The sequence below is a fragment of the Methylosarcina fibrata AML-C10 genome, from assembly GCF_000372865.1.
Classification (GTDB): domain Bacteria; phylum Pseudomonadota; class Gammaproteobacteria; order Methylococcales; family Methylomonadaceae; genus Methylosarcina; species Methylosarcina fibrata.
In genome coordinates, this window is record NZ_KB889965.1 from 4,138,316 (window position 1) to 4,161,343 (window position 23,028).

At 52.0% G+C, this 23,028-nt stretch carries 16 protein-coding genes; 6 read left to right on the forward strand and 10 right to left on the reverse strand.

What is annotated here, in order from left to right; translation table 11 throughout:
* Positions 1-11: 11 nt before the first annotated feature.
* From A3OW_RS0119470 to A3OW_RS0119500, 7 genes are all read right to left on the reverse strand, one after another.
* Positions 12-3,029 (reverse strand): anti-phage-associated DUF1156 domain-containing protein, encoded by a 3,018-nt coding sequence (locus A3OW_RS0119470; protein ID WP_020565135.1) that lies wholly within the window; start codon positions 3,027-3,029, stop codon positions 12-14.
* Between the two features lie 32 nt (positions 3,030-3,061).
* Entirely contained in the window at positions 3,062-3,457 is a 396-nt protein-coding gene (gene vapC, locus A3OW_RS0119475; RefSeq protein ID WP_020565136.1) for a type II toxin-antitoxin system VapC family toxin, read from the reverse strand.
* The gene (locus tag A3OW_RS0119480) at positions 3,444-3,656 is read right to left on the reverse strand and encodes a type II toxin-antitoxin system VapB family antitoxin (RefSeq protein WP_020565137.1); all 213 of its coding nucleotides are present in this window, start codon (positions 3,654-3,656) and stop codon (positions 3,444-3,446) included. The genes vapC and A3OW_RS0119480 overlap by 14 nt, the downstream gene beginning before the upstream one ends.
* A gap of 89 nt (positions 3,657-3,745) precedes the next feature.
* The gene (locus A3OW_RS0119485) at positions 3,746-4,177 is read right to left on the reverse strand and encodes a type II toxin-antitoxin system VapC family toxin (protein ID WP_020565138.1); all 432 of its coding nucleotides are present in this window, start codon (positions 4,175-4,177) and stop codon (positions 3,746-3,748) included.
* Complete coding sequence (locus A3OW_RS0119490) at positions 4,165-4,443, reverse strand: type II toxin-antitoxin system Phd/YefM family antitoxin (RefSeq protein ID WP_020565139.1); 279 nt, start codon at positions 4,441-4,443, stop codon at positions 4,165-4,167. The genes A3OW_RS0119485 and A3OW_RS0119490 overlap by 13 nt, the downstream gene beginning before the upstream one ends.
* 169 nt (positions 4,444-4,612) lie before the next feature.
* Complete coding sequence (locus tag A3OW_RS0119495) at positions 4,613-5,245, reverse strand: DUF3780 domain-containing protein (RefSeq protein ID WP_157385939.1); 633 nt, start codon at positions 5,243-5,245, stop codon at positions 4,613-4,615.
* A complete protein-coding gene (locus A3OW_RS0119500; protein ID WP_026223744.1) occupies positions 5,242-8,370 on the reverse strand; it encodes a DUF499 domain-containing protein in 3,129 nt (1,042 codons plus the stop codon). The genes A3OW_RS0119495 and A3OW_RS0119500 overlap by 4 nt, the downstream gene beginning before the upstream one ends.
* 859 nt (positions 8,371-9,229) lie before the next feature.
* Here A3OW_RS0119500 and A3OW_RS0119505 point away from each other — a divergent pair.
* The 3 genes from A3OW_RS0119505 to A3OW_RS25480 all read left to right on the forward strand — a co-directional run bounded on the left by A3OW_RS0119505 (position 9,230) and on the right by A3OW_RS25480 (position 14,341).
* A complete protein-coding gene (locus tag A3OW_RS0119505; RefSeq protein WP_033411805.1) occupies positions 9,230-12,463 on the forward strand; it encodes a glycoside hydrolase family 15 protein in 3,234 nt (1,077 codons plus the stop codon).
* On the forward strand, positions 12,447-13,448 hold the full coding sequence (glk, locus tag A3OW_RS0119510; protein WP_026223745.1) for a glucokinase: 1,002 nt from the start codon (positions 12,447-12,449) through the stop codon (positions 13,446-13,448). Before A3OW_RS0119505 ends, glk begins: the two co-directional genes overlap by 17 nt.
* A gap of 407 nt (positions 13,449-13,855) precedes the next feature.
* Positions 13,856-14,341, forward strand: a complete 486-nt coding sequence (locus tag A3OW_RS25480; RefSeq protein WP_020565144.1) for a tetratricopeptide repeat protein — start codon at positions 13,856-13,858, stop codon at positions 14,339-14,341.
* 71 nt (positions 14,342-14,412) lie between these two features.
* Here A3OW_RS25480 and A3OW_RS0119520 read toward each other — a convergent pair whose 3' ends face one another.
* The 3 genes from A3OW_RS0119520 to A3OW_RS0119530 are packed head-to-tail and all read right to left on the reverse strand — an operon-like array spanning position 14,413 to position 19,103.
* Complete coding sequence (locus tag A3OW_RS0119520) at positions 14,413-15,906, reverse strand: SpoVR family protein (RefSeq protein ID WP_020565145.1); 1,494 nt, start codon at positions 15,904-15,906, stop codon at positions 14,413-14,415.
* Positions 15,903-17,165 (reverse strand): YeaH/YhbH family protein, encoded by a 1,263-nt coding sequence (locus A3OW_RS0119525; RefSeq protein WP_020565146.1) that lies wholly within the window; start codon positions 17,163-17,165, stop codon positions 15,903-15,905. Before A3OW_RS0119525 ends, A3OW_RS0119520 begins: the two co-directional genes overlap by 4 nt.
* 15 nt (positions 17,166-17,180) lie before the next feature.
* Positions 17,181-19,103 carry a PrkA family serine protein kinase gene (locus A3OW_RS0119530; protein ID WP_020565147.1) on the reverse strand — a complete coding sequence of 641 codons (1,923 nt, stop codon included), beginning with the start codon at positions 19,101-19,103 and terminating at the stop codon, positions 17,181-17,183.
* Positions 19,104-19,900: 797 nt separating this feature from the next.
* Between A3OW_RS0119530 and A3OW_RS25485 the strand changes: the two genes are divergently transcribed.
* From A3OW_RS25485 to A3OW_RS0119550, 3 genes are all read left to right on the forward strand, one after another.
* Positions 19,901-21,211 carry a hypothetical protein gene (locus tag A3OW_RS25485; RefSeq protein ID WP_020565149.1) on the forward strand — a complete coding sequence of 437 codons (1,311 nt, stop codon included), beginning with the start codon at positions 19,901-19,903 and terminating at the stop codon, positions 21,209-21,211.
* A gap of 335 nt (positions 21,212-21,546) precedes the next feature.
* Entirely contained in the window at positions 21,547-22,101 is a 555-nt protein-coding gene (locus tag A3OW_RS26625; RefSeq protein ID WP_020565150.1) for a DUF1003 domain-containing protein, read from the forward strand.
* A gap of 110 nt (positions 22,102-22,211) precedes the next feature.
* A complete protein-coding gene (locus A3OW_RS0119550; RefSeq protein ID WP_157385940.1) occupies positions 22,212-22,979 on the forward strand; it encodes a hypothetical protein in 768 nt (255 codons plus the stop codon).
* The last annotated feature ends 49 nt before the right edge of the window (positions 22,980-23,028 follow it).

Here is a 23,028-nt window from a genome sequence, read left to right on the forward strand (position 1 = left end):
GCCTCCACACGTTAGGCGTTGAAGTTTTCTATCGCTCCCGCCAGGGTTTGTGCCGCTTCCGCATCCACTTCCCAATGCGGCATGTGATCGATATGGGCAAGACGATTCAAATAACGCAAAATTTCGATGATTTTCTTGCGGTTGCCCCAAAAATCGGAGATTTCTGTCCTCAAGTAGTTGACGCCTTCTCGTGCATTCTCTTTAGTGACCGTTTCATGCAAGGCGAACAGCACGTGCCGCATTAACGATCCAGCAAAGTTATCGCCGCCGAGATTGGCGCGTTTAAATTCCGTGCCGGTTTTAAAGCGTACTTCATTGGCCTTGGTTTTGGCAAACATGAACGCATATTCGCGCACGCCAAAGCCCTTGGCGAGTTCCTGATAGGCGCCGGCACGTAATTCGCCATGTTTTTCCAGCTCCAGGCCTTTTAAATAAAGCCGTTCGGATGCCGACAAGCCTTTCCATTGAAATTCGTCAAAGCTCTTCGGTATTAAGTAATTGCAGGCAATCTCAACGGCTTGGTCAATCAGTTTTTCGAATGCGGATTTTTGGTTTTTTTGTCTTTCGCGAAAAAGCTCGTTCTCGATGTTGATGCCTTCGATGGTCGAGAATCGGGTCATCACCCTGAGCGCTGCGGCATAAGCGGCCAATTGATAGTCGGTATCGCCGAAATTGGGTTCATCTTTATCGTCCAGCGCCGTCATTTCATCGAGTTGCACGCGGACTTCATCCTCAATCAGGTTGGGCAATTCGTCGGGAAAAACTTCTTCATGGTGAAGACGTTTTCGTAATACCAGCAATACCGTGCCCTGAACATAATTGCCTTTTTTAAGAGAGGATGACGTTTCAGTCGCAATGGTCCAGGCCGAACTGACGTGAAGACCGGCCGCCCACAAAATCATGCCTAAATCCGCCCAAACAGCAGGGTCTTGATGGGTGAATTGGACCATTTGCAAACCGTTGTCGGGCATGTGTTTGGCTAGGTTGGAATAAATTTCAACCATCACTTGTTTAAATTCACTCCCTGCTCCTTTAACCGCTAGAGTGGCTTTTGTTGCAGAGGACCAGCCGGGGAAGACGGTTGAGCTATTTTTTTCAATCCATGATAAAGGAAATTCAGTCAACTCGTGATAATGGACAGCATCGGCGTAGGGAGGATCCGTTATCCATACGTCATTAATGTTATTGATGAGTCTTGCATCAATTGCTTTAATAATGCTTTTTTTTGTTTCTGCCGAGTCAGGAAATCGTATAAACCAAGACCGACCAAGAGCTAAAAGCCCTCTGGAGGCGAAGCTGTACATAGTATTTAATGCTTGATTTGAGAAAGTTTGAGCCACTTTCTCATTTGCAGGGCTAGAATCCCAGCGGCATAACCGACTGTTCCAGTCGGCACATCGTGTTATTCCGAGAAGCCCGGCGGTCTTTTCCTCGGTTACTTCGAATTTTAAATTGGCAAATTCATTCAGCCATCCAGTCATCAGTAATTGTCTTGGCGTAAACAAATGATGCCAATAACTCCAGCCTCTTGTTCTTATCGGCTCTTCAGTTTTATCACCGCCTCGCTCAATTTCTCGACTGGGAATATAGCCTTTTTCCTGCCAGTCCACGAAACGCTCTGTTAACAAATCTAAAACCAGTTTTTCTCGTGCCAAATCCTCTTCAGTCACCGAACAATAATGACGGCGCGTTTTTTTCACCGACTCACCTTGGGGATTGGTGGTCCAATAAGTTTCTAACCAACGCACACAATAAAGGCGTTCTTGAAACGTATCGCCAGGACGCGGCACCAAATCTTCATTTTCCCAAAGCCGCAAGCCATACACAGTTTTCCCATCAATTCTCTTATCGCCCCGAAGTTCCGGAATAGAAAAACTTTCGCCCGTTTCAGGGCAAATCATGCGTCCATTTTGAATGGTTCCTTTTTTTGCTTTAGCAAAGGTTTCCTGATCGGCATCGACGACGATTTCAATATCGTAACGTTTATTGGTCGTATCCGCTTTGAGCACAGCGCAGACTTTATACTTTTCGCTAATAATCCAACTGGGCGCTAAAGGTAATAAGAATCCGGTTGCCGGACACACGGCTTCGACGCAATACAGATAAGCATCGGCCCGCCATCCCTTATCGTTATGCTCGATGCCCCAATCGATGATTTGTTTGTCGGCGGCGGCGAAAGCGGCTTCTTGAGCTGACCGTACCTTTTCCTGTACTTTTTTGCCGCCGCCAATTAAATGAATACTGGCCCAGGTCAGCAAGGCGGCCACCGGATTCAGATCGGAGCCGTAGGCTTCACAACCGATGCGCGCGGCTTCGAACGGAATCGAGCCGCCGCCGCAAAACGCATCTCCGACTCTGGGCGTATGGCCAAAACGTTTCTTGCCGAGCTGATCTATCAATTCTTGAATGTTGTTCGCTGTCGTATCTAAATGCGCGTTGATGTCTTGCCATGCCGTTTCACTTGGGCCTTCGATTTGCTCGGGACGGTCGCAGTATTCGAGTTTTTCGTCGTAACTTAAGTGGTCAAAATAGCGGCGGGTAATTTCATCCTTTGTTGTTTGATCCAAGCCTTTTGCCCATCGGACGCCACCCCGATTATCTTCTTCAAACCATTGTCCGGCCGGTAGAGCCGGTAGGCTGGGATGGAGCGGCAGCGCAATCCCGGCATAAGGGAGCACGAAATGCCGGGATTCGCGTTGCTCATCCCAGCCTACCTCATGGTTATTTTGCCGTAACCATTCGTAGAGCGTTTGTGCTGAAATGGCTTTGGCGCGTCGTTGCCAGAGACCGTTTGCATCCATCGTCAGGATCTTTAAAAAAATCTCCCGGTCTTTTTGCGGATTGCTGCCGGCCGGCATCAACATGCCCAGAATCGAGGCTCGAATTAATATTAGCGGTTTACGACCCCACCATTTGCCTAGGCCGGTTAATGTTTGGCTATTATTCGCTTTACGTTCTTTATAGGATTCTTTGGAGATTAACGAGACGGGAAACTGCGTTTCAATAAAGGTTTTATCGGTTTGCGGCATGAATGGTTAAAAAAGAAGAAAGTAAAAACCGGCTATCGCCAGAGTTGCTCATGCAAGGGGCGTATTTGATGGATGACGGTGAAATCCTTGTCGTTATGCAGCAGCAAACAATCGTTTTCCAACGCCAGTTGGGCAATGCAGCAATCGATGGGGCTCCGCACCGTCAGGCCCTGGCGGCGCAAATCAAAATAGATTCGCGCGGCTGCCTGCCATGTTGACGGGATTGCCTCGACATAGGTTTGGCCTTCAAGATGGCTGGACAGCAATTGCCATTCCTTGTCGTCCCGACAGCCTTGCAGAAGTTCCAACTGATTAAATTGGGTCAAGACCACTTCGCGGCCGTCCAGCCATGCTTGTATCCGTTCCGCTTCCGTGCCGGTTTCATCCTTAAAAACCGGAATCCAGACCGAGGTATCAATCAAAATCATGACGCAGGCTGCGAGCCGATTTATGATCAAAATCTTCCCTGAATTCTATTTTTCCGGCCAGTTTGAACAAGTCCTTTTTTTTACGGTTTTGCACCAGTTCTTTCAGAGCCAGGTTAACCAATTCCCGTTTGGTGTGAATCCCGGTCAAACGGATGGCTTCGTTTATTAATTCATCGTCTATGACAATATGGGCGCGCATGATGACATTTACCTGTGGTGTATGTTGATACACATCATACAAGCACCTGAGACGCTATTAAAGTTAATTCAAATGAAATTATGCGGCCTTCATTCAGCTTGTTCAAACCAGTTTTGTAAGGCCAAGTTTCGGAAATTCCCAAAATCCAGGGTGTTGCGAGTCACTAAAATTAATTGTTGAGTCGCGGCAATCGCGGCGATTTCTCCGTCAGCATAAGCACAGGTCAGTCCATGGCGCTGTAATCTGGCCCGCTCTTTTGCGTACCAATCCGCGGCGGCTTGGTCATACGGTAAAACAATCAAGCCATTGGCCAATAACATCGCTAAATAGGATTGTAATTGTTTTTTCCTTTTCGACACGGCCAGTAACTCACAGCCATAGGCCAGCTCATGCCAGACAATCGCCGCCGTTGCATATTCGCCATCGTGATCGGCAAGCTGTTGCAACACCTTGTCGTCGGGCTTTAATCGCGCGGGTTCGGACAGGATGTTACTGTCCAGCAGATAGCTTATTCGTCCCATGAAAACTTCCGTTCCTGACCGGAGGCGCGTAACTGTTTAAGTTCGGCTTCAGTCAACGCGCTGTCCTCATCCAGTTGATCGCGCCATTGCTGGATGGCCTGAAACAAGCCCTTATTTTTTTGGGTAAGCTTTTGATAATTCGCCTCTGACAGCATCACGGCAACGGGCTTGCCATGACGGGTAAGATGAATCGCTCCATCGGATTCAAGCTGATGGATCAATTTCGACAGGTTGTTTTTTGCCTCGGCTATGGTGCTGGTTTTCATCGGCGGCTATCTTATTATGGCTATAATTTTGGCCATAATAAGGCCTTTCATGTTTGTTATCAAGCTTCGATTGCCGGGATTACGCTGCGCTCCATCCCAGCCTACGGTTTTTGCGGCATGAGCGACAGTTCAAACACCGCTCGGCGATTGCGCTGCGCTCCATCCCGGTCTACGGTTTGCCCGACATTAACGACAGCTCGAACTCCGCTCGGCGATTACGCAACACGCCTTCCAGCACCGGGTTTTCGGTTAACGCAAAGCGAACGGCTTTACGCCAGCCTTTATTGCGGCCATTGATTGCGTGTCCGGTCGCGGCGTTGGTCATCGTGTAAAGCCACCAGCGTTCCTCAGGCACCAGGCCCAGCCAGTTATGCACGGCGGTGACTGCAAGTTCCGGGTCGGCATCTTCCAAGGCCCAGGCTAATAAAGTAAGCTCCTTACCCAAGGTACGGTCCACCGGTATCTGGCCCTTTTTAAGCCATTGCCCGGTTTTGGTGCCCAGGCTGCGCAAGCGGCGATTGAACTCCGCTTTAACGTGCTCTTCTATCTGTTCCCAGGTATGGCGGTTTAAGACGGCCTTTAATTGTGCATCCACATCGTTAAAAGTGGGATGCATTTCCTGTCCTTTTTCCGGTTTAATCCAATGGAAATGCTCGGAAATAAGCACCTTGGCGTCTCTCGCTTTCGAGATCGGCACCGTTACGATAAAGCAATGATCGGTTTGTTCCGGATCGAAGCCGAAACCCAAGAGTTGCGATTTCTTTGCTGGTGTTCGCCTTTCTGCGGGTGCTGCAGGACTCATTGGCGCACTTCGCCGGGTTGAAGCTGACGGCCGACTTCCGCCAGCCAGTCGGTCAATTGTTGGCCGCGTTGAAATTTGACTTCTTCGACACTGATGCTGACCTGGCTGCCTTTCATCACGCCTTGCAATTTTGCCAATACCGTTTTAATTTCTTCCCCCGTGTATTTGGTAGAGCCTTCGGTGCTATAGGTGAGCGAGGCCGATTCATCGTTGGCGAACACATCGATAATCACGCCTTGAACCGTGCCTTCGTACTTGACGAGCCGTTCGATGAAATCAAAAGCCGCTTTTGCGGATAAGGTGCCTTGTTGTTGGGTATGCCATGTTAACGGTTTCGAGGGTTCTATAACGACTTTTTTATCCCGATACTGGTCCATATCGATTTTTTCGAGCCGCGAACGTATGCCTTCTTTGATTGCAATGGCTTGTACGAACCGGCAGGAAGCCGAGACCTCGAACGGACTGTGGTAGCTTGCCCCCAAACTGCCAGGGTCGGAACCGTCGGTGGTGTAGCGTATTTCCGCACCGCCGGGTACCGCTTTCAATTCAACCAGCCATTTATCGCCTTGTTGGATCACTTCGTGTTTAAGTTGCAGGGTATTTTCCCAAACAGTGACACTGCCCTGGTCATGTTCGCCCCGGCTATCGACGCATAAAAAAGAAACACGCATGTCGCTTGTGCTGAACCTTGAATACCCGCCCTCGGTTTCAGCGACGTCCATCGATGCGGAACTGGGCAAACTATTGCCCGGTTCATAGAGTACTTTGTCGCCATTGACGGGTGTAATTTTTAAATTGACCTCGCCGGTTTCGGAATTGCGGCTTAACACTTGAATGTTGACCTGAGTTTCCGGTTTGGGAGGATCCCGGTTGATAATGCCGCCGTCGTCGACCCAAGCGGATTGATCGAGCATTTTTAACTTGAGTGCCTCGAGCGCCTTGGGGTCGTGAAAATTCCATTCCGTATTGGTTGCAGCGGCCCGGAGCACTTCGTTCCACTGGGATTTCTGCTGGTTACGGAATAAACGGGCTTCCACTTTTTTACGAAAAGTGTCGCTGCTGATATCGGTGGTGAATTTGCCTTTTTGTTCCAGAGTGTCTCTGATCAGTTTTTCACCGTCGAATTGATTGTTTTCGAAGTGAATCCGGTAATCGGTGACGCGCAGCGCATTGTCCCTGCCTGGGTAAACCAACGTCGTAAAGGTTTCTTGCAGGGCGCTGCGCAAACTGAGCATGATTTTGTCTTGGGAATTTTCGGCGTCACGATATTGCTGATCGCTGCTGGCCATGCGTTCGGCATTGAATTCCGCCAAAATGTCATTGATCGCTTTGTATTGCCGCGTTTGTTCCAGCAGTCGGCCCATGTTGCGGTGGCTACCGGTTAAAAACAGTACCCGGTTTTTAAAGTCGGCGCTGTCAAAGAATTTTTGCCATTCCTCGCTGAGTTTGCTGTTTTGCACAGGATTGGTCGCGGGTTGGGTAATAATTAAAGTGACCCGGTCCATCTTTAGTTCAACCTCGTCCAATGCCGGGAGCACCCGAATATCCTGATAGCAATCGCGGCTATGCGGGGTAAATAGACCCTCGACATATTTACGCAATTCTTTTAAACAGCTTTCTTCGTTATAGGAATTGGCCTGACTGTGGAGTTTGGCCGCTAAATTCTGGATGTTCTTAAAAAACAAACGCCCATCGACGCTCCGATGTAAATACCAAGCTTGCGTGGGCAAGTAATCGATGACGTTTTTTTTAACGGCTGAAATATCACGGCCCGGCGCACATAAAAAGCTGACAATGTCACTGTCGCGTAAGCCGTGGGTTGCGCCCGGAATTGCCGCTAATGAAGCGACCAGGATGAGTTTGGCTACGTCTTGCGCATCGTCGGTTGTGCCCAGGCGGATATCCAGCTCTTCGGCTATCGAATGTCCGTCTTTGGCGATGTCGTGGGTAATGGCTTCTGTTAAAGAAGGGTTAATTCCACGGATTTCCGACTGTATTTCTACATTGTTAAGATTAAAGTCATAAGGATGAACTAATTTAACGTGGTCTGCACGGCGGACGCCTTTGTTATTTGTTGTGTAAATATCGGCAACGATGACTCGCATTAAGCGAATTAAACCGCGTGCTTGCTGGAAGCCAGGGTTTTCTTTAAAACGCGCGTAGAGATCGCGGATGGAAAAATGAAAAGGGTAGGATTCAACGAGCTGCGCCGCAAAGGATTCGGGCGTCGCATTGGTAATATCCATTTGCCTGGCTTTGCGGACGGCCTCGGCATAGTCCTGAGCGATCTCCCGAACCGTTTCATTATCGGGTAGTTCAGAAAATAAGCGGGTCCGCAGAATGTGATACAGCTCGTCTCCCTGAGGATTTACCGGCTCTAATCGCAATGATGACCGGTTCGCTTCGTTGGCAAGGTTGTCCAAGGCTTGGTTAAGTTCGTTTGAGCCATCCCCATAAGTTGCGCGAAGATCGGAAATTATCACGCAAACATTAGATAATTCTGGACGGTCTACCGCGACCATCAAATTGGACAAAGCGGTGGTGGTGACATGCGCCAGTGTAGTTTCACCAATTTCTTTGGCTTTAGCGTTAGATAAATAAGGCGGCAATTCATCGAGAAAGATGATTGTTGGTTCACCTTTTAATAACTTTATCCATGCTGTTGTTCCAGGAGCGCTTAAAGGCGAATAAAGGTCACGAAAAACTTCTTTTTTTCCCAACTGTTCGGCAAGTTCTCCCCATATGCCAAACGCAGCATCGGACTCACGGCCATCAAAACCGATTACTCGAACCGTGCCTAAACGGGAACCTCGGCCATTGTTGCCCAGAATTTTTGACCGCAGCACAGGATTTTTAGCCAATAGGCCCAAGGCGATCATGTTGTGCGTTTTGCCTCCGCCCATCGCCTGACTGAGCAGGAACGTGCTTGCCTGATTGCTGTGCCCTTCCAGTCGCTCAAAGACTTTATCCAGTAAAGTCTGCATACCCGACGTAATAAAATTCTCATCAAAAAACCGACCAGGATTGATACGGTCTTTCAGCAGGTCATCAATATTTAAAACAACATCTCTACGGGAACGATCAAAAACACTTTGACGAGGTTTACAGGCATTGCTTAGGTTCATGTTGCTTCGCTTTCGTTTTAATAATTAACAGTGTTCTTCAGTTAAAGGGCTCTGGCAAATAGAAATTATAAATAGAGGATGACTGGTTGGAGGATTTTCTTTGGAGCATCAAGAAAACTTTCCATGTTAAGCTTTTGCCCCAGACATAATTGTTTCTCCCAATGGAAAGAATTCCTTCCATTTGAGCATCGGCCAAAGTGCCAGACTGATAAGCTTGAGCGTCGGACAGACTGGGGGAAGAGCACGGGATGAATATTAAACGAGTCGGTATCGATTTGGCAAAGCCGGTTTTTCATGTGCACGGCGTTGATGCCCAGGAAAGGGCGGTGTGACGCAAACAATTCCGCAGAGCGCAGCTCCTGTTCTACTTTAGGGAACTGCCATCCCCCACAGACGAAATTTGGATTGCTATGACTCGCTCTGTGTTGAATCGTCTAGCTTGAAGCGGGAATTTCCAAGCAACCTTTTATAAAAATTGCTTCGGGATTGGAATAACGCCGGTGGTTTGGTCAAAGCAGCCCCGGCGCGTCTTCCTTTTTCGGTAACCGTCTGCGGGTCCCGTTGGAGACAGAGGTGATCCTTTTTGGTGCGGACAGCCTGATTCGTTTCGACTGCGTCTTAATGGACGGGGCCCCGTCTGCCGATGAAACAGGCCGCCGAAAGAAGTTGAGCGGCCTTCCCGAAGTCATACGGTTGACTTAATGGCTCGGTATAAATTGGCGTAATTATTGCTGGATTTTAAGGTTATCATAGAAGGTTTTTGGGCTGGGCAGCCGGGGTGCCGTGCGCTGCCGGAAGCGTCCAGGCCCGGATTTTTCGATATTTACCCAACGCCTGTTTCCGAATGAGGCTTCATGCCATGAACTCGACTCCCAACGATAAATTAGACGCTTATTTTCGCCAGGTACAGGACATTATTCTGAGCCGCCAGGACTGGGTGACCGGCCTGTTGCCCGCGAGCACGGCGGTGACCGTGCACGGCAATTACACCGACGCCTGGGTCCGGGATAACGTCTACAGCATTCTGGCCGCCTGGGGATTGTCCCTGGCTTACCGGCGCGCGGGCGGCGGAAGCGGCCGGGCGTATCTGCTCGAACAAAGCGTCGTCAAATTGATGCGCGGATTGCTGACCGCGATGATGCGCCAGGCGCCGAAAGTGGAAAGATTCAAGCATACCCAGAATCCGATGGACGCGCTTCACGCCAAATACGACACCAAGACCGGTTTCGCCGTGGTCGGGGATCACGAATGGGGGCATCTGCAATTGGACGCGACCTCCCTGTTTTTGCTGATGCTGGCGCAAATGACGGCTTCCGGTTTGCGCATCGTGTTCACCCTGGACGAAGTCAATTTTGTGCAGAACCTGGTCCATTACGTCAGTCGGACTTATCGCACGCCCGATTACGGCATCTGGGAGCGCGGCAATAAAATCAACCACGGCATCGCCGAACTCAACGCGAGCTCCATCGGCATGGCCAAGGCAGCTCTCGAAGCCTTGTCGGAATTCAATCTGTTCGGCCGGGACGGCGGCCAGGCGTCCGTGATCCACGTGATCAGCGACGACGTCGCCCGCTCCCGGATTACGCTGGAGTCGCTGCTGCCGCGGGAGTCGACGTCCAAGGAAGTCGACTCGGCCGTGCTGAGCATTACCGGTTTTCCGGCTTTTGCCGTCGATAACGAGGCCGTCCGCAGTAAAACCGAAGCGCTGATTCTGGAAAAGCTGGAAGGCCGCTACGGCTGCAAGCGATTCTTGCTGGACGGCCATCAGACCGTCATCGAAGACCATCATCGCCTGTATTACGATCCCCACGAATTGAAACAGTTCATGGACGTCGAATGCGAATGGCCGCTGTTCTTCTGCTATTTACTGTTGAATCATCTGTTTGCCGGAAACCTGGAAGCGGCGGCGAACTACCGCGGCAAACTGGAAAGCCTGCTGGTCGAACGGGACGGACAATTCCTGCTGCCCGAACTGTATCTTGTCCCGAAGGACGCCGTCGCGGCGGAAAAAGCCCGGCCGCACAGCCAGCTTCGCGTTCCGAACGAGAATATCCCGCTGGTCTGGGCGCAGAGTCTGTTCCTGCTGGGTTGTCTGATTCAGGACGGTCTGCTGACGATCGAAGACGTCGATCCTCTGGGCCGGCACAAGGCGGTCCGGAAGCCTTGCAGCCGCCTGCAGATGGCGCTTTTAGCCCAGGACGAGGCGGTGCAGAAGGACTTGCTCGAGTGCGGCATTCAAGCGCAAACGCTGGCGGAAATTCCGGCCATCCAGATCAGGGAAGCGGACGAGCTGGCCGATGCCTATACCCAGGTCGGCCGCAACGACCGTATCGGCTTGACCGGACGGCCGCTTCGCATGCTGCGCACGCTGGCGACTTCCAAGCTGTACATCCTGTCCGGCCGGCAACTGGCGTTCTTCCCGCAGTCCCTCAACCAGAAAGGCTTTTATCTGGCCATGGACAACCGCTTGCTGATTCAGCGCCTGCGGCTGGAACTGGCCTACATCCATCGGCACTGGGACCGGGCGGGCCATCCTCTGATCGTCATCGGCATCAAACAGAACATGTTGCAGGCGGACAATCGGGACGTGCTGATCGAATTCATCCGAGAGTTACAGCAAGGCACGGTCAACCGCATTCCCGTTCGTCTGGGCAATTTGAGCGAGTTTACCGGCAGCTCCAGCCACGAAAAGATCGACTACCTGCACGACTTCGAATTCTCGAAAGTCTCCCGTGAAGAGACGGAGCGGCCTTTCTTTCAGGCCCTGCCTTACGATGCCGCGCCGTCCGCCCCGCTGGACACCCTGTTGTCGAGCGAGTGGGAAATCAGCGACGATCAGGTGCTGATTGAGCAACTGAAAGTCAATGCCAATCTCTACGTGCAACTGGAAGCTTTGAGTCAACTGGAGCATCGGCACGGTCTCGACCACGGCATCGATTTGCCGGCGCCGGACGGCGGACACTGCACCGTGCGCGACCTGCTGGAAGAAGTGTATCGGCGGGCCGGGGATCAGCATGCCTGGTATCCGGTCCGGCGTTGCGCCGGTCTGCTCGGCAAATACGACATCAACCTGGAGCAGGCGGCGACCGACATTCTGGTGCGCCAGCATCTGTTGACGGTCGGGCGCGCCTACAGCGGCCGGGCCACCTTGACGCGTCCGACCGATTCCTCGGAAATTCTGCAGATCATCCGCGCCTTCAACAATAACAATCCCAACGAAATCATCATCGTTCAGGAGTTGATCCTGTATCTGGGCATGCTGATCAAGGCCAAGCCGGAATTGTTCGACGACATGCACACGGTCCGAGTGGGGCAAATACTTCAGTTGATGCTGGCCCGGCAACAGCGCGAGACGGGTTGCACGATGGACCAGGCCTTTAACGACATCCTGTTTCTGTCGCCGTACCAACTGTCGAAAAGAGTCGAGGAAACGCTGGCCAATTACAGCCATACGAAGCATCAGTTGGGACAGATGGAAACGATGCAGTACGAAGGAGAATTTCAGGACCTCGACGGCGCGCGTTTTTCCAAGGCCCTGGATGCCGCCATGCCCGGCGAAACGGCGGACTGGTACGACTGGCGCGAACAGCAGGGCAGCGTCGGCCGGGAAAACGACGCTTTCTTCGCCAGCGTCTGGAAAATTCTGCATCACTGCAAAGGGCTGATGATCGGCGACAAGCTGAACAGCAAACGGCGCCTGGACAGCGATACGATCCTGTCGCACATGACGTCGGGGGAACGATCCTTCAAATTGCACGTCAACCATTTACTCAATAAAATTCAGGCTCCGGTCTATCGCCAGTTGACGGTGGAGGCGATCGGAGCGATCGCCTCGCTTTTTCGGGACAATACGGTCCATATCGATGATACTCTGGTCATCGACGTGATCATCGGGCATGCGGTCCGGATTTGCTGGCTGGAATCGCATCCCGAGTATAATGATCATTATGAAGAGCAGATCTCGATTGCGTGGCAGGCTTTCTATCAATTGCCGCCGCATCGGGTCGCCAACGGCATCCAGGATGCCCTGGTTCATTTATTAAACAACAGCAACACGAGGAAAAGAGAGGTTGAGTATGATTCTAGCAGGTGACATAGGTGGAACCAAAACGGTGCTGGCGCTGTTGACCAGGGAAACGGACGGAACCTGGATTTCCCATCGGGAGCAGTCTTTCGTAAGCCGGGATTTTCTCAACTTTTACGACATTCTCGCGGCGTTTTTGCCGGCCGGGCTTCCGGTCGATTTCGCCTGTTTCGGCGTCGCGGGGCCGGTCGTCAACCAGCGCTGCCATACCACCAATCTGCCCTGGGTGCTGGATGCGGCCGAGCTCCGGCAGACGCTTGCGATTCCCAGGGTAAAATTGCTCAACGATCTGGAAGCGATGGCGGCCGGAATGCTCTATTTGCCGGAAAAGGATCTGCTTGAACTGAACCCCAATGCGCAGAGCCAGCCCGGCAACAAGGCCGTGATTGCCGCCGGCACCGGTTTGGGCGAAGCCATACTGTACTGGGACGGCGGACGCCATCATCCGATCGCGACGGAAGGCGGGCATTGCGATTTCGCGCCGCTGACGCCTCAACAGGACCAGTTGCTGGCCTATCTCAGAACGATCTTTCCGGACCACGTCAGTTGCGAGCGCATCATTTCGGGTGACGGGTTCGGCCATTTGTACGACTTTCTTTGCGCTCGGCAGGGGACGGCGCCTTGCCCCGCCGTGCCGTCCGGAGCCGGCAGCGGCGAAATCGATCGCAACGCCGTCATTTCCAGGCTCGGCGTCCATGGCGAAGATCCGGTATGCGCCGAAGCGGTCAGGCTGTTCACCGAACTCTACGGCGCCGAAACGGGCAATCTGGCGTTGAAATCTCTGGCCCTCGGCGGCGTTTTCATCGGCGGCGGCATTGCCGAAAAGATCCTGCCGGCGATGCGTCAGGGCGCCTTTATCGAGGCTTTTAAAGCAAAAGGGCGGTTTTTCCCGATGCTCGACAAGATGTCGGTCAAAATATCCTTGAATCCCAGGACGCCGCTGTTGGGCGCGATCCATTATTTCGACGTCCAGGGCCAGCCTCTGGCGGCATGACGAAATCCGCCGCCGGAGACCGACGCCGGGTTCGTCCGGAGGGCCGTCGGAATTTCAAGTTCCGGAGGGATGCTCTCGACAGGCTTTCCGCAACGAAAGCCGGTTTTTTATGATCCCCTGTCAGGGAAAAATTCCGCCGAGTAAACCCGATCGGCGGAATTTGGTCTTATGCTCATGGCCTGCTCTGGTTTTGAAGAAGGTCTTCCATTCGTCCCGGACCAGGCTCGGCCGGCTTGCCGCGTTGCAGAGTGGTTTTTTTGCAGGATAAGGTGTATGTTTTATACGCGCGGTATTTTGAATGAGCTACGGCTTTTCGGCCAGGCAGTTTGTGCCCGTAGGGCTGTAACTGTTTCAATCCATCAGGAATGATCCGGCAGGTAATAAAAACAATTATAAAGGAGTCCATTATGAAAAGAGGATTATTCTATCTTGTTCCGCTTCTGACGCTTTACTGTCATACGGTAAAAGCGGGTACTTTCGAAGAAGCGATGACATTATATGAAAAGGGACAATTCGAACAGGCCGCCCAGATGTTCCGCCCCCTGGCCGAGAAGGGCAATTCGGCGGCTCAAGACAATCTTGGCCAGATGTATCAGCAAGGCGAAGGCGTCTCCCAGGATTATCAGGCAGCGCTCAAATGGTATCGCCTCAGCGCAAGCCGTGGCAATGCCGTGGCCCAATATCATCTTGGGCAACTGTATGAACAGGGGCTGGGCGTCAATCAGAGCTATGTGCGTGCGCATATGTGGTACAACCTGGCTGCGGCGCAGAATTTAAACGTGGCTAAAAGCAATCGGGATTATCTGGCTCAACAGATGATGCCCGAGCAAATCATCGAAGCGCAGGCATTGGCGCGAGAATGCAAGGCGGCCCATTATCAAAACTGCGATTAACGAGGAATGGCGGTGCGGAAACAGAATGGATCCCGGGCACAGAGGCTTTCCTTACATCTTTTACCGGGCTCCTAATGCCTGCACTCATAGACTTGAACAACCGAGTTGTTCTCGTTGACCGTTTCAAGGCACACGTCGAAGCCCCAAAGCCTGACGACGTGCTTCAACACTTCATTGATGCTTTTATCCAGCGGCATGCGGTGATGTTGCGTGTGCCGCAAGGTCAGCGTCCGGTCTCCTTTCAGATCGACGTCGTAAATCTGGATGTTGGGTTCGTTGCTGCCCAGATTGTACTGCTCGGATAGAATGTTCCGGATGTATTGATAGCCGTTGTCGTTGTGGATGGAAGTAACTTCGACGTCGCTTTTCTCGTAATCGTCGAAAATCGAGAACAGTTTGAAGTCACGGATGACTTTGGGCGACAGGTACTGGCCGATGAAGCTTTCGTCCTTGAAATTCTGCATCGCGAAATGCAGGGTTTTATTCCAGTCGCTGCCGGCGATGTCCGGAAACCAGCGCCGGTCTTCCTCGGTCGGATCTTCGCAGATGCGGCGAATGTCGGACATCATCGCGAAACCGAGAGCGTAAGGGTTGATGCCGGAATAATGTTTGCTATGGAACGGCGGTTGATAGACGACGTTCGTGTGCGACTGCAGGAATTCGATCATGAAGCCGTCCGTGACCAGACCTTCCGCATACAACTGGTTCAGCAGCGTGTAATGCCAGAAAGTGGCCCAGCCTTCGTTCATCACCTGCGTTTGCCGCTGCGGATAAAAATACTGGGCAATTTTCCGCACGATCCGGACGATTTCCCGTTGCCAGGGCTCGAGGAAAGGCGCGTTTTTTTCCAGGAAATACAGAATGTTTTCCTGCGGCTCCTTCGGAAACTGAAAGTCTTTCTTGTCGCTCGGGGCGACGGCTTTCGCCGGAATCGTCCGCCATAATTCGTTGACCTGGGATTGCATGTATTCTTCGCGCGCCTTCTGCCGGGCTTCCTCGTCCTGAAGCGACAAGCGGGAAGGGCGTTTGTATCGGTCCACGCCGTAGTTTCTCAAGGCATGGCAGGAATCGAGAATTTCCTCGACCTGCTGCTCTCCATAGCGCTCTTCGCATTGCGCGATGTAGTTTTTGGCAAACACCAGATAATCGATAATGGAGTCCGCGCTGGTCCAGGTAGTGAATAAATAATTGTTTTTGAAAAACGAATTATGCCCGTAAGCGGCATGGGCGATGACCAGGGCCTGCATCGTCATGCTGTTTTCTTCCATTAGATAGGCGATGCACGGATTCGAGTTGATCACGATTTCGTAGGCCAGGCCCATTTGTCCCTTCTTATAGCGGGCTTCGTTCATGACGAATTCCTTGCCAAACGACCAGTGGCTGTAAACGATCGGCATGCCGACCGCGGCATAGGCATCCATCATTTGTTCGGCCGTGATGATTTCGAGCTGCACGGGATACGTGTCCAGGCCGAAATTTCCGGCGATGCGGGCGATTTCCTTATGGTATTTTTCTATCAGCTCAAAAGTCCATTCGGAGGTTTCTGATAGAGGTTTGTTGGTCATGCGGATTTTTTCTCGAATAGTTTGCGGAATACCGGATAAATGTCTTTTACTGTTTCAATCCCTTGCATGGCGAAATTACTCCATTGCTCCTTGAGCGAGGTGTATTCGTACCAGAGGATCTGATGCCGGCCTTCGGTAATTTCGATATAAGCATAATATTGCACGTAAGGCATGATTTTTTCGGACAGGATGTGAGTGCACTGTTTCGAATCGTTCTCCCAGTTATCTCCGTCCGAAGCCTGAGCGGCGTAAATGTTCCATTCCGAGGTCGGAAAGCGTTGCTGAATGACGTCGCTCATTAGATTGAGCGCGCTGGAAACGACCGTGCCTCCGGTTTCCCTGGAATAAAAGAAGGTTTCCTCATCCACTTCGCGGGCCTCGGTATGGTGGGAGATGAAAACAACCTGGATTCTTTCGTAAGTCTTGGTAAGAAAAAGATACAGCAGCATGAAAAAGCGTTTGGCGATGTCTTTTTTATCGGCTCCCATCGATCCGGAGACGTCCATGATGCAAAACATGACGGCCTGAGTAATCGACTTGGGCCGGTCGATACGGTTATCGTATCTCAGATCGAAGGTATCGATAAACGGGATATGGGCGATTTTTTTCTTGAGCTCTTCGATTTCCTTACGCAGCAGGATGACGGGGATATCCGTTTCCTTATAGATTTTGAGCAGTTCCTCCAGTTGTTTTTCGGCTGCGATCAAACTTTCGCTGTAGGGCGCGCGCAGGGCGATCCTTCGCCCCAACGCGTTTCTCAGCGACCGGATGACGTTGATGTTGGTCGGAATGCCGTCGCTGGTATGTCCGGCCCGGATTTTTTTGGTTTCATTGATTGCCGCGAGTTGGGTCTTCACCAGATTGGGCAGCTCAAGATCCTCGAAGAAGAAGTTGAGAAACTCTTCGCGCGTCAATTCGAAGACAAATTCATCCTGACCTTCGCCGCTGTCCGAGGCCTGATTGCCTTGCGCGGAGCCTCCTCCCTGAGGCTTGGCGATTTTATCGCCCTGTTGGAATTCTTTGTTGCCGGGATGAACGCGCTCCCGGAATCCCCCTTGGCCATGATGAAAAAAAGGTTCGGAAGTGTCTTTGGCCGGAATGGAGATTTTTTCGCCTTTATCCAGATCCGTGACGCTGCGCTTGTTGACCGCTTCCGCCACCGCTTTTTTAATTTGCGAGCGAAAACGGTGGATGAATTTCCGCCGATTGACGGCGCTTTTGTTTTTCCCGTTCAGACGTCGGTCTACGATTTGTACCACATTATTCACCCGGGGTTAAGAGGATTTGCGTACTCTCAGATACCATTCGCTGAGTAAACGCACCTGTTTTTCGGTATAGCCTTTTTCCACCATGCGGTCGATGAATTCCTCGTGCTTTTTCTGATCGTCGGGAGACGCTTTGGCGTTAAAGGAAATCACGGGCAATAAATCTTCCGTCGTGGAAAACATTTTCTTTTCGATCACGACCCGCAGCTTTTCATAGCTGGTCCAGGCCGGATTCTTGCCTTCGTGTTTTGCGCGGGCGCGCAGCACAAAATTGACGATCTCGTTGCGGAAATCCTTGGGATTACTAATGCCGGCCGGCTTTTCGATCTTTTCCAGCTCGTCGTTCAGCGCGCCCCGGTCGAACATTTCGCCGGTATCCGGATCGCGGTAATTGGTATCCTGGATCCAGTAGTCGGCATAAGTGACGTAGCGGTCGAAGATGTTCTGTCCGTATTCGGAATAGGATTGCAGATAGGCGGTCTGGATTTCCTTGCCGATGAAATCGATGTAACGCTGGGTTAAATAGCCTTTCAGATACGACAAATATTTTTCCTCGACGTCGGCGGAAAATTGCTCGCGTTCGATCTGCTGCTCCAGCACGTACAACAGATGCACCGGATTGGCCGCCACTTCGGTGTTGTCGAAGTTGAAGACCTTGGACAGAATCTTGAAGGCAAAACGGGTCGACAAGCCGGTCATGCCTTCGTCGACGCCGGCATAGTCCCGGTATTCCTGAAACGACTTGGCATGAGGGTCGGTGTCTTTCAGATTTTCCCCGTTATAGATCCTCATCTTGGAAAAGATGTTGGAATTTTCCGGTTCTTTCAAACGCGACAACACCGCAAATTGCGCCATCATTTTCAACGTGCCCGGAGCGCAAGGCGCCGCATAGAGGGAGCTGTTCTCCAGCAGTTTTTTGTAAATTTTGATCTCTTCGGACACCCTCAGGCAGTAAGGCACTTTAACGATGTAAATCCGGTCGAGAAAGGCTTCGTTGTTTTTATTGTTTTTGAACGCCTGCCATTCCGATTCGTTGGAGTGCGCGAGAATAACTCCTTGAAACGGAATCGCCGGAAATCCCTCGGTGCCTTTGTAGTTGCCTTCCTGCGTGGCGGTCAGCAAGGGATGCAGTACTTTAATGGGCGCCTTGAACATTTCCACGAATTCGAGCAAGCCCTGGTTGGCCCGGCACAGGCCGCCGGAATAGCTGTACGCGTCCGGATCGTCCTGCGAATATTTTTCCAGTTTGCGAATGTCCACCTTGCCGACCAGCGAGGAAATGTCCTGATTGTTTTCGTCGCCCGGTTCCGTTTTGGTAACGGCAATCTGCTTCAATATCGACGGCCGCAGCTTGACTACCTTGAATTGCCGGATGTCGCCGTTGTATTCGTAAAGGCGCTTGGTCGCCCAAGGCGACATGATGGTGTTCAGATACCGCTTGGGTATCCCGTAATCCTTCTCCAGAATGTCGCCGTCTTCGTAGACATTGAACAAACCCAGCGGAGATTCGAACACGGGGGAATCCTTGATCGCGTAAAAAGGCGTCTTTTCCATCAGCGACTTCAATTTTTCCGCCAGCGACGATTTGCCGCCGCCGACCGGACCCAGCAGATAAAGAATCTGCTTTTTTTCTTCCAGACCCTGGGCGGCGTGTTTGAAAAAGGAGACGATTTGTTCGATAACGTCCTCCATTCCGTAAAATTCGCGAAATGCAGGATAAATTTTAATGACCTTGTTCAAGAACAGTCTGCTGAGCCGGGGGTCATTGTGCGTATCCAACAATTCCGGCTCGCCTATCGCATGAAGCATACGCTCGGCCGGACTCGCATAGGCAAGAGGATCTTTTCTGCATAAGTCCAGGTATTCCTGAAGCGTCAGCTCCTCTTCCTTCAGTTCGTCGAATTTCGATCTATAGTGCTCAAATATACTCATTACAACCCCACCATGATTTGGTTACATCTCTTTATTAGCATAGACCATGCATTTACGCGGAATGTCCCGATTCCCGAAAAATCCTGAACCGCTACGGTTTCCGGCCATTATGGAGATTGTTCCCGCTACTGTAAATCATTGAATGCTCCGGAAATTTGTTATTGATGAAAATAACGGGCAGGAGCATTGTTTACCGAGTAGCCGGGGCGTCAATCTCTTAATCGAGCGCATGTTCCGCTATCACTGACAGAGACTAAACAGCGGTGGCTTAGTTTCACCGAAAGCGGAAGAAAAAATAATCAGGCTTGCCCTGTGAAATGACGGTCGATGGCTCTCTAAGCGTGATTTGAATTTAACAGTTTCAGCTTGTGTCGGTTGAGGTATTTTTCAGCAGCCGGTCCGAGATGTTGCCGATCGATTGTCTTGACGCCGACGTCAGCCCTATCCGATATCAAAAAAGCTATGGAAGCCGGAAATTATTCAGAACAATCCGCTTGCCCCAGGCATAGGGGACAGACCCATCGGATCTTTTTCCAAGATTCTGCACGAAACAAGGCATTTTTTCCAGAGAGAAATATAAAGCACTCATGGCTTTTCGCTGAAAACGGAGGCTGCCGATCACGGAGAAACAACGGACGAGTCCGTCTTAAGGAAGCTTCGAACAAACGGAAAAACTCTCTTCTTTTGAAGAAAGGAGCCGATCGGATTTTTTTTCCATGGTATTGCCCTGATAAAGAAAATGTTTATCATTAAATTCAACGGCATTCCGGCTTTTTTCTTTTTTCACGGAGATCAGCATGAAAACGAAAACCCAATTTCCCGGATGGGCTCTACTCTCGGTAATCGTCCTATTGGCGGCCGGCTGCGCATCGGATGAGATCTACCGAAGTGTTTATCAGACTTGCACCGTTTCTCCCACCGATGCCTGCGACCGAAACTCCCTGCACGTATACAACAAAGGCGCCGAGGATGAATACACGCTGGGTTTCGTCGAAATCGACGATCAGGGCCAGATGCGCGACCGCAGGCAGATGCAGGCTTTACTGGACATGCTGTACCGGAAAGCCGCCGAAGAAAGCCTTTTGATGACCGTGCTCGTGCACGGCTGGCATCACAATGCCCGGCCGGGCGATCCAAACATCGAGAGTTTCAAGGATAACCTGGCCAAACTCAGCGCGATCGAAACCCGACTCAGCAAAAAACTGGGACGTCCAGCCCGCAAGATTGCCGGCATTTACGTCGGCTGGCGCGGCGAATCGATCGATCTGCCGCCGTTCAATTATCTGACCTTCTGGGATCGTAAAAACACCGCTCAGGACGTCGGCTATCTCGGCATCACCGAACTCCTGGTCAAACTGGAAGAAATCGCCAACGTGCGCAATTCGCTGCTGCCGCCGATCCGTAGCCGTCTGGTCGTGATCGGCCACAGCTTCGGCGGCGCGGTGGTCTACAGCGCGACTTCGCAACTCTTGGCGAGCCGCTTCGTCGATAGCCGGAAAGGCAAAAGCTACACCGATACCGCCAAGGGTTTCGGCGATCTGATCGTCCTGCTGAATCCGGCCTTCGAAGCGCTGCGTTACGTGCCTTTCTACGATTTGTCCCAGGCGCGCTGCAGCTACTTCCCGGAACAGGTGCCGCGCCTGGCGATTCTGACTTCGGAAGCCGACGGCGCCACCGGCACCCTGTTTCCTCTGGGACGCATCTTTTCGACCGTGTTCGAGACGCATGACGATATTGTCCGCACCGATTGCAAACATACGCTGGAACTGGACGAAGGCGAAGCCGACCGGCATACGGTAGGCCATTATCTGCCGTTGGTCAGCCATACCTTGACGCCTCTGGATGACGGAAAGAATCTGCGCGCCGCGACTTACGACAACATGAAAAACATCTGGAGCACGCAAACGCCGGGCGGCTCCACCCGGTTCGGCGAAACCGTACTGACGCATCTGAACAAGACCAATCCGCAAAACCCTTATCTGAACATCCGGGTCGACGGCGAAATCATCACCGATCACAACGACGTTTTCAACGAGAAGGTCATGGAGTTTGTTCGCTTGCTGATAGAGCTTTCGACCGTCGGCGTCGATAATGATGACGACAAATGAATGGAGAGCCATGACGAGTGTCCGGAAAATAGCGGAAACGATCAGAGAACGGGTGAACGAAGAGAGGAATCGCCATTATCTTAATCTTCCATAAGCAATGACAATCCGCAATTATTAGTGGCTGCCGTGGTTATTCGAGGCCATGGATTTTTTGCCATGTCCGACCGGCGTCAGTCGAAAGTAGATAACTTTCGGTTTATAAATAATTTTTAGTTTTTAATGGGAATTGGCACAACCGTTGCAAGCTGCATCACGACAACGGTCAACGCTGCATTTTCCGCTGCCGTTATCATCGCGGCGCAGATGATCATTCGATACACGCTCGGGAGAATACCATGAACACCACCCTGAATCCTGCTCAAGAAATAGGCGTCGAATCTTTGCCCGTCACCGCCGGGGCGAACGCACCGGAATCGGCACTGCTCTGTCCGGCCTGCGGCGGTGAAAATCCGCTGGATGCGGTATTTTGCGGCAATCCGTCCTGCCATAAGGCACTCGGCGAATTCCGCTACGTACTGGAAGAAATCGGGGCGCAGAAAAACTGGCTGGAACGCCTGGCCGACCGCGTCGCGCTGTTCGTCAGCAAGCCTCATTTCATCATTTTTCACGTGGCCTGGTTTACGCTCTGGATCATGCTTAATCAGGGGTGGATCGGACCGCTTGCCGGATTCGACGACTATCCATACGACCTGCTCAGCTTTATCCTGGCGATCGAGGCGATTCTGGTCACCGGCTTTCTGCTGATCAGCCAGAATTATCAGTACGAATATTCGGAAAAGCGCGCCGAACTGGATTACGAAATCAACATTCGCTCTTATCGTAAATTACTGGAACTGGAAAAACGCCTGGACGCCCTGAGCGCGAGTGAATCGCGCGTGAACCGGCCGTAAACCCTCCTTCGAACAGCAGCCAGGCGGGCGCGGAATGATGAAAGCGGTGATGGCGTACGCTTATGGTCACGGGTATGAACGAAAGGCGGTTAAAAGCCGGAAATTGCTCCGTGATCTCGTTTGCGCTCAGCGCGCTGGTATGGGCAGCGCTGCCGAACGCCGTTGCCGCCGAACGGACGATGATGAATGCCGGCATGGCGACTTCCATGCGCAATGCGTTTCCGCCGGCAGAACGCACACTGCAAGTCGAGACGGTGTTCCGCAGTGAAGACATCGAAGGGGCGGACAGCCTTTATCGGCTCGAACCGCAACTGCTCTGGGGAATTATCCCGCAGGGCTTCATCGCGGTCGGCACTTCGCTCGCATTCGCGAACCGCGAAGCGGAAGACTCCGGCAACGTCAATGTGCAAGCCCTGTATAATTTCGCTTCGGAAGGCCGCCGGCTTCCGGCCGCCGCTCTGATGTTCGGCACGGACCTGCCGACAGGGTCGGATGCGAATCGCTGGGGCGTGCATGCGATGGTCATTTTGACGAAGCGGATCCGGAAGGCGGAAATCAGTTTCAATGCCGAAATCGGCAAAAACGCTTTCCAGGGCGCAGACGGACGCGATTTCATTTACCGGCTGGGGCTCGGCGCGGATTATCCGCTGGACTTCCTGCCGGTGCCGGCCGGCGGATCTGCCCTGTTGCGCACTGCCATCATTCTGGAGCAACAGGAAGATCGCAGAGCCAGCCCGGTCTGGCAGTGGGAGGGCGGCGTGTTTTTCCCGCTCGATGCCGCTGCGGCGGTGGCTATCGGCGCCCATTTTGCACTGGCGCGTGAGCAGCCGGGGTTCGAATTATTTCTCGGGTATCAGCAGATGTTTCAAGGATGGTGAAACGATGGAACCGAAACTGGACCGAGTGACTTTATATTAATATGCCGAA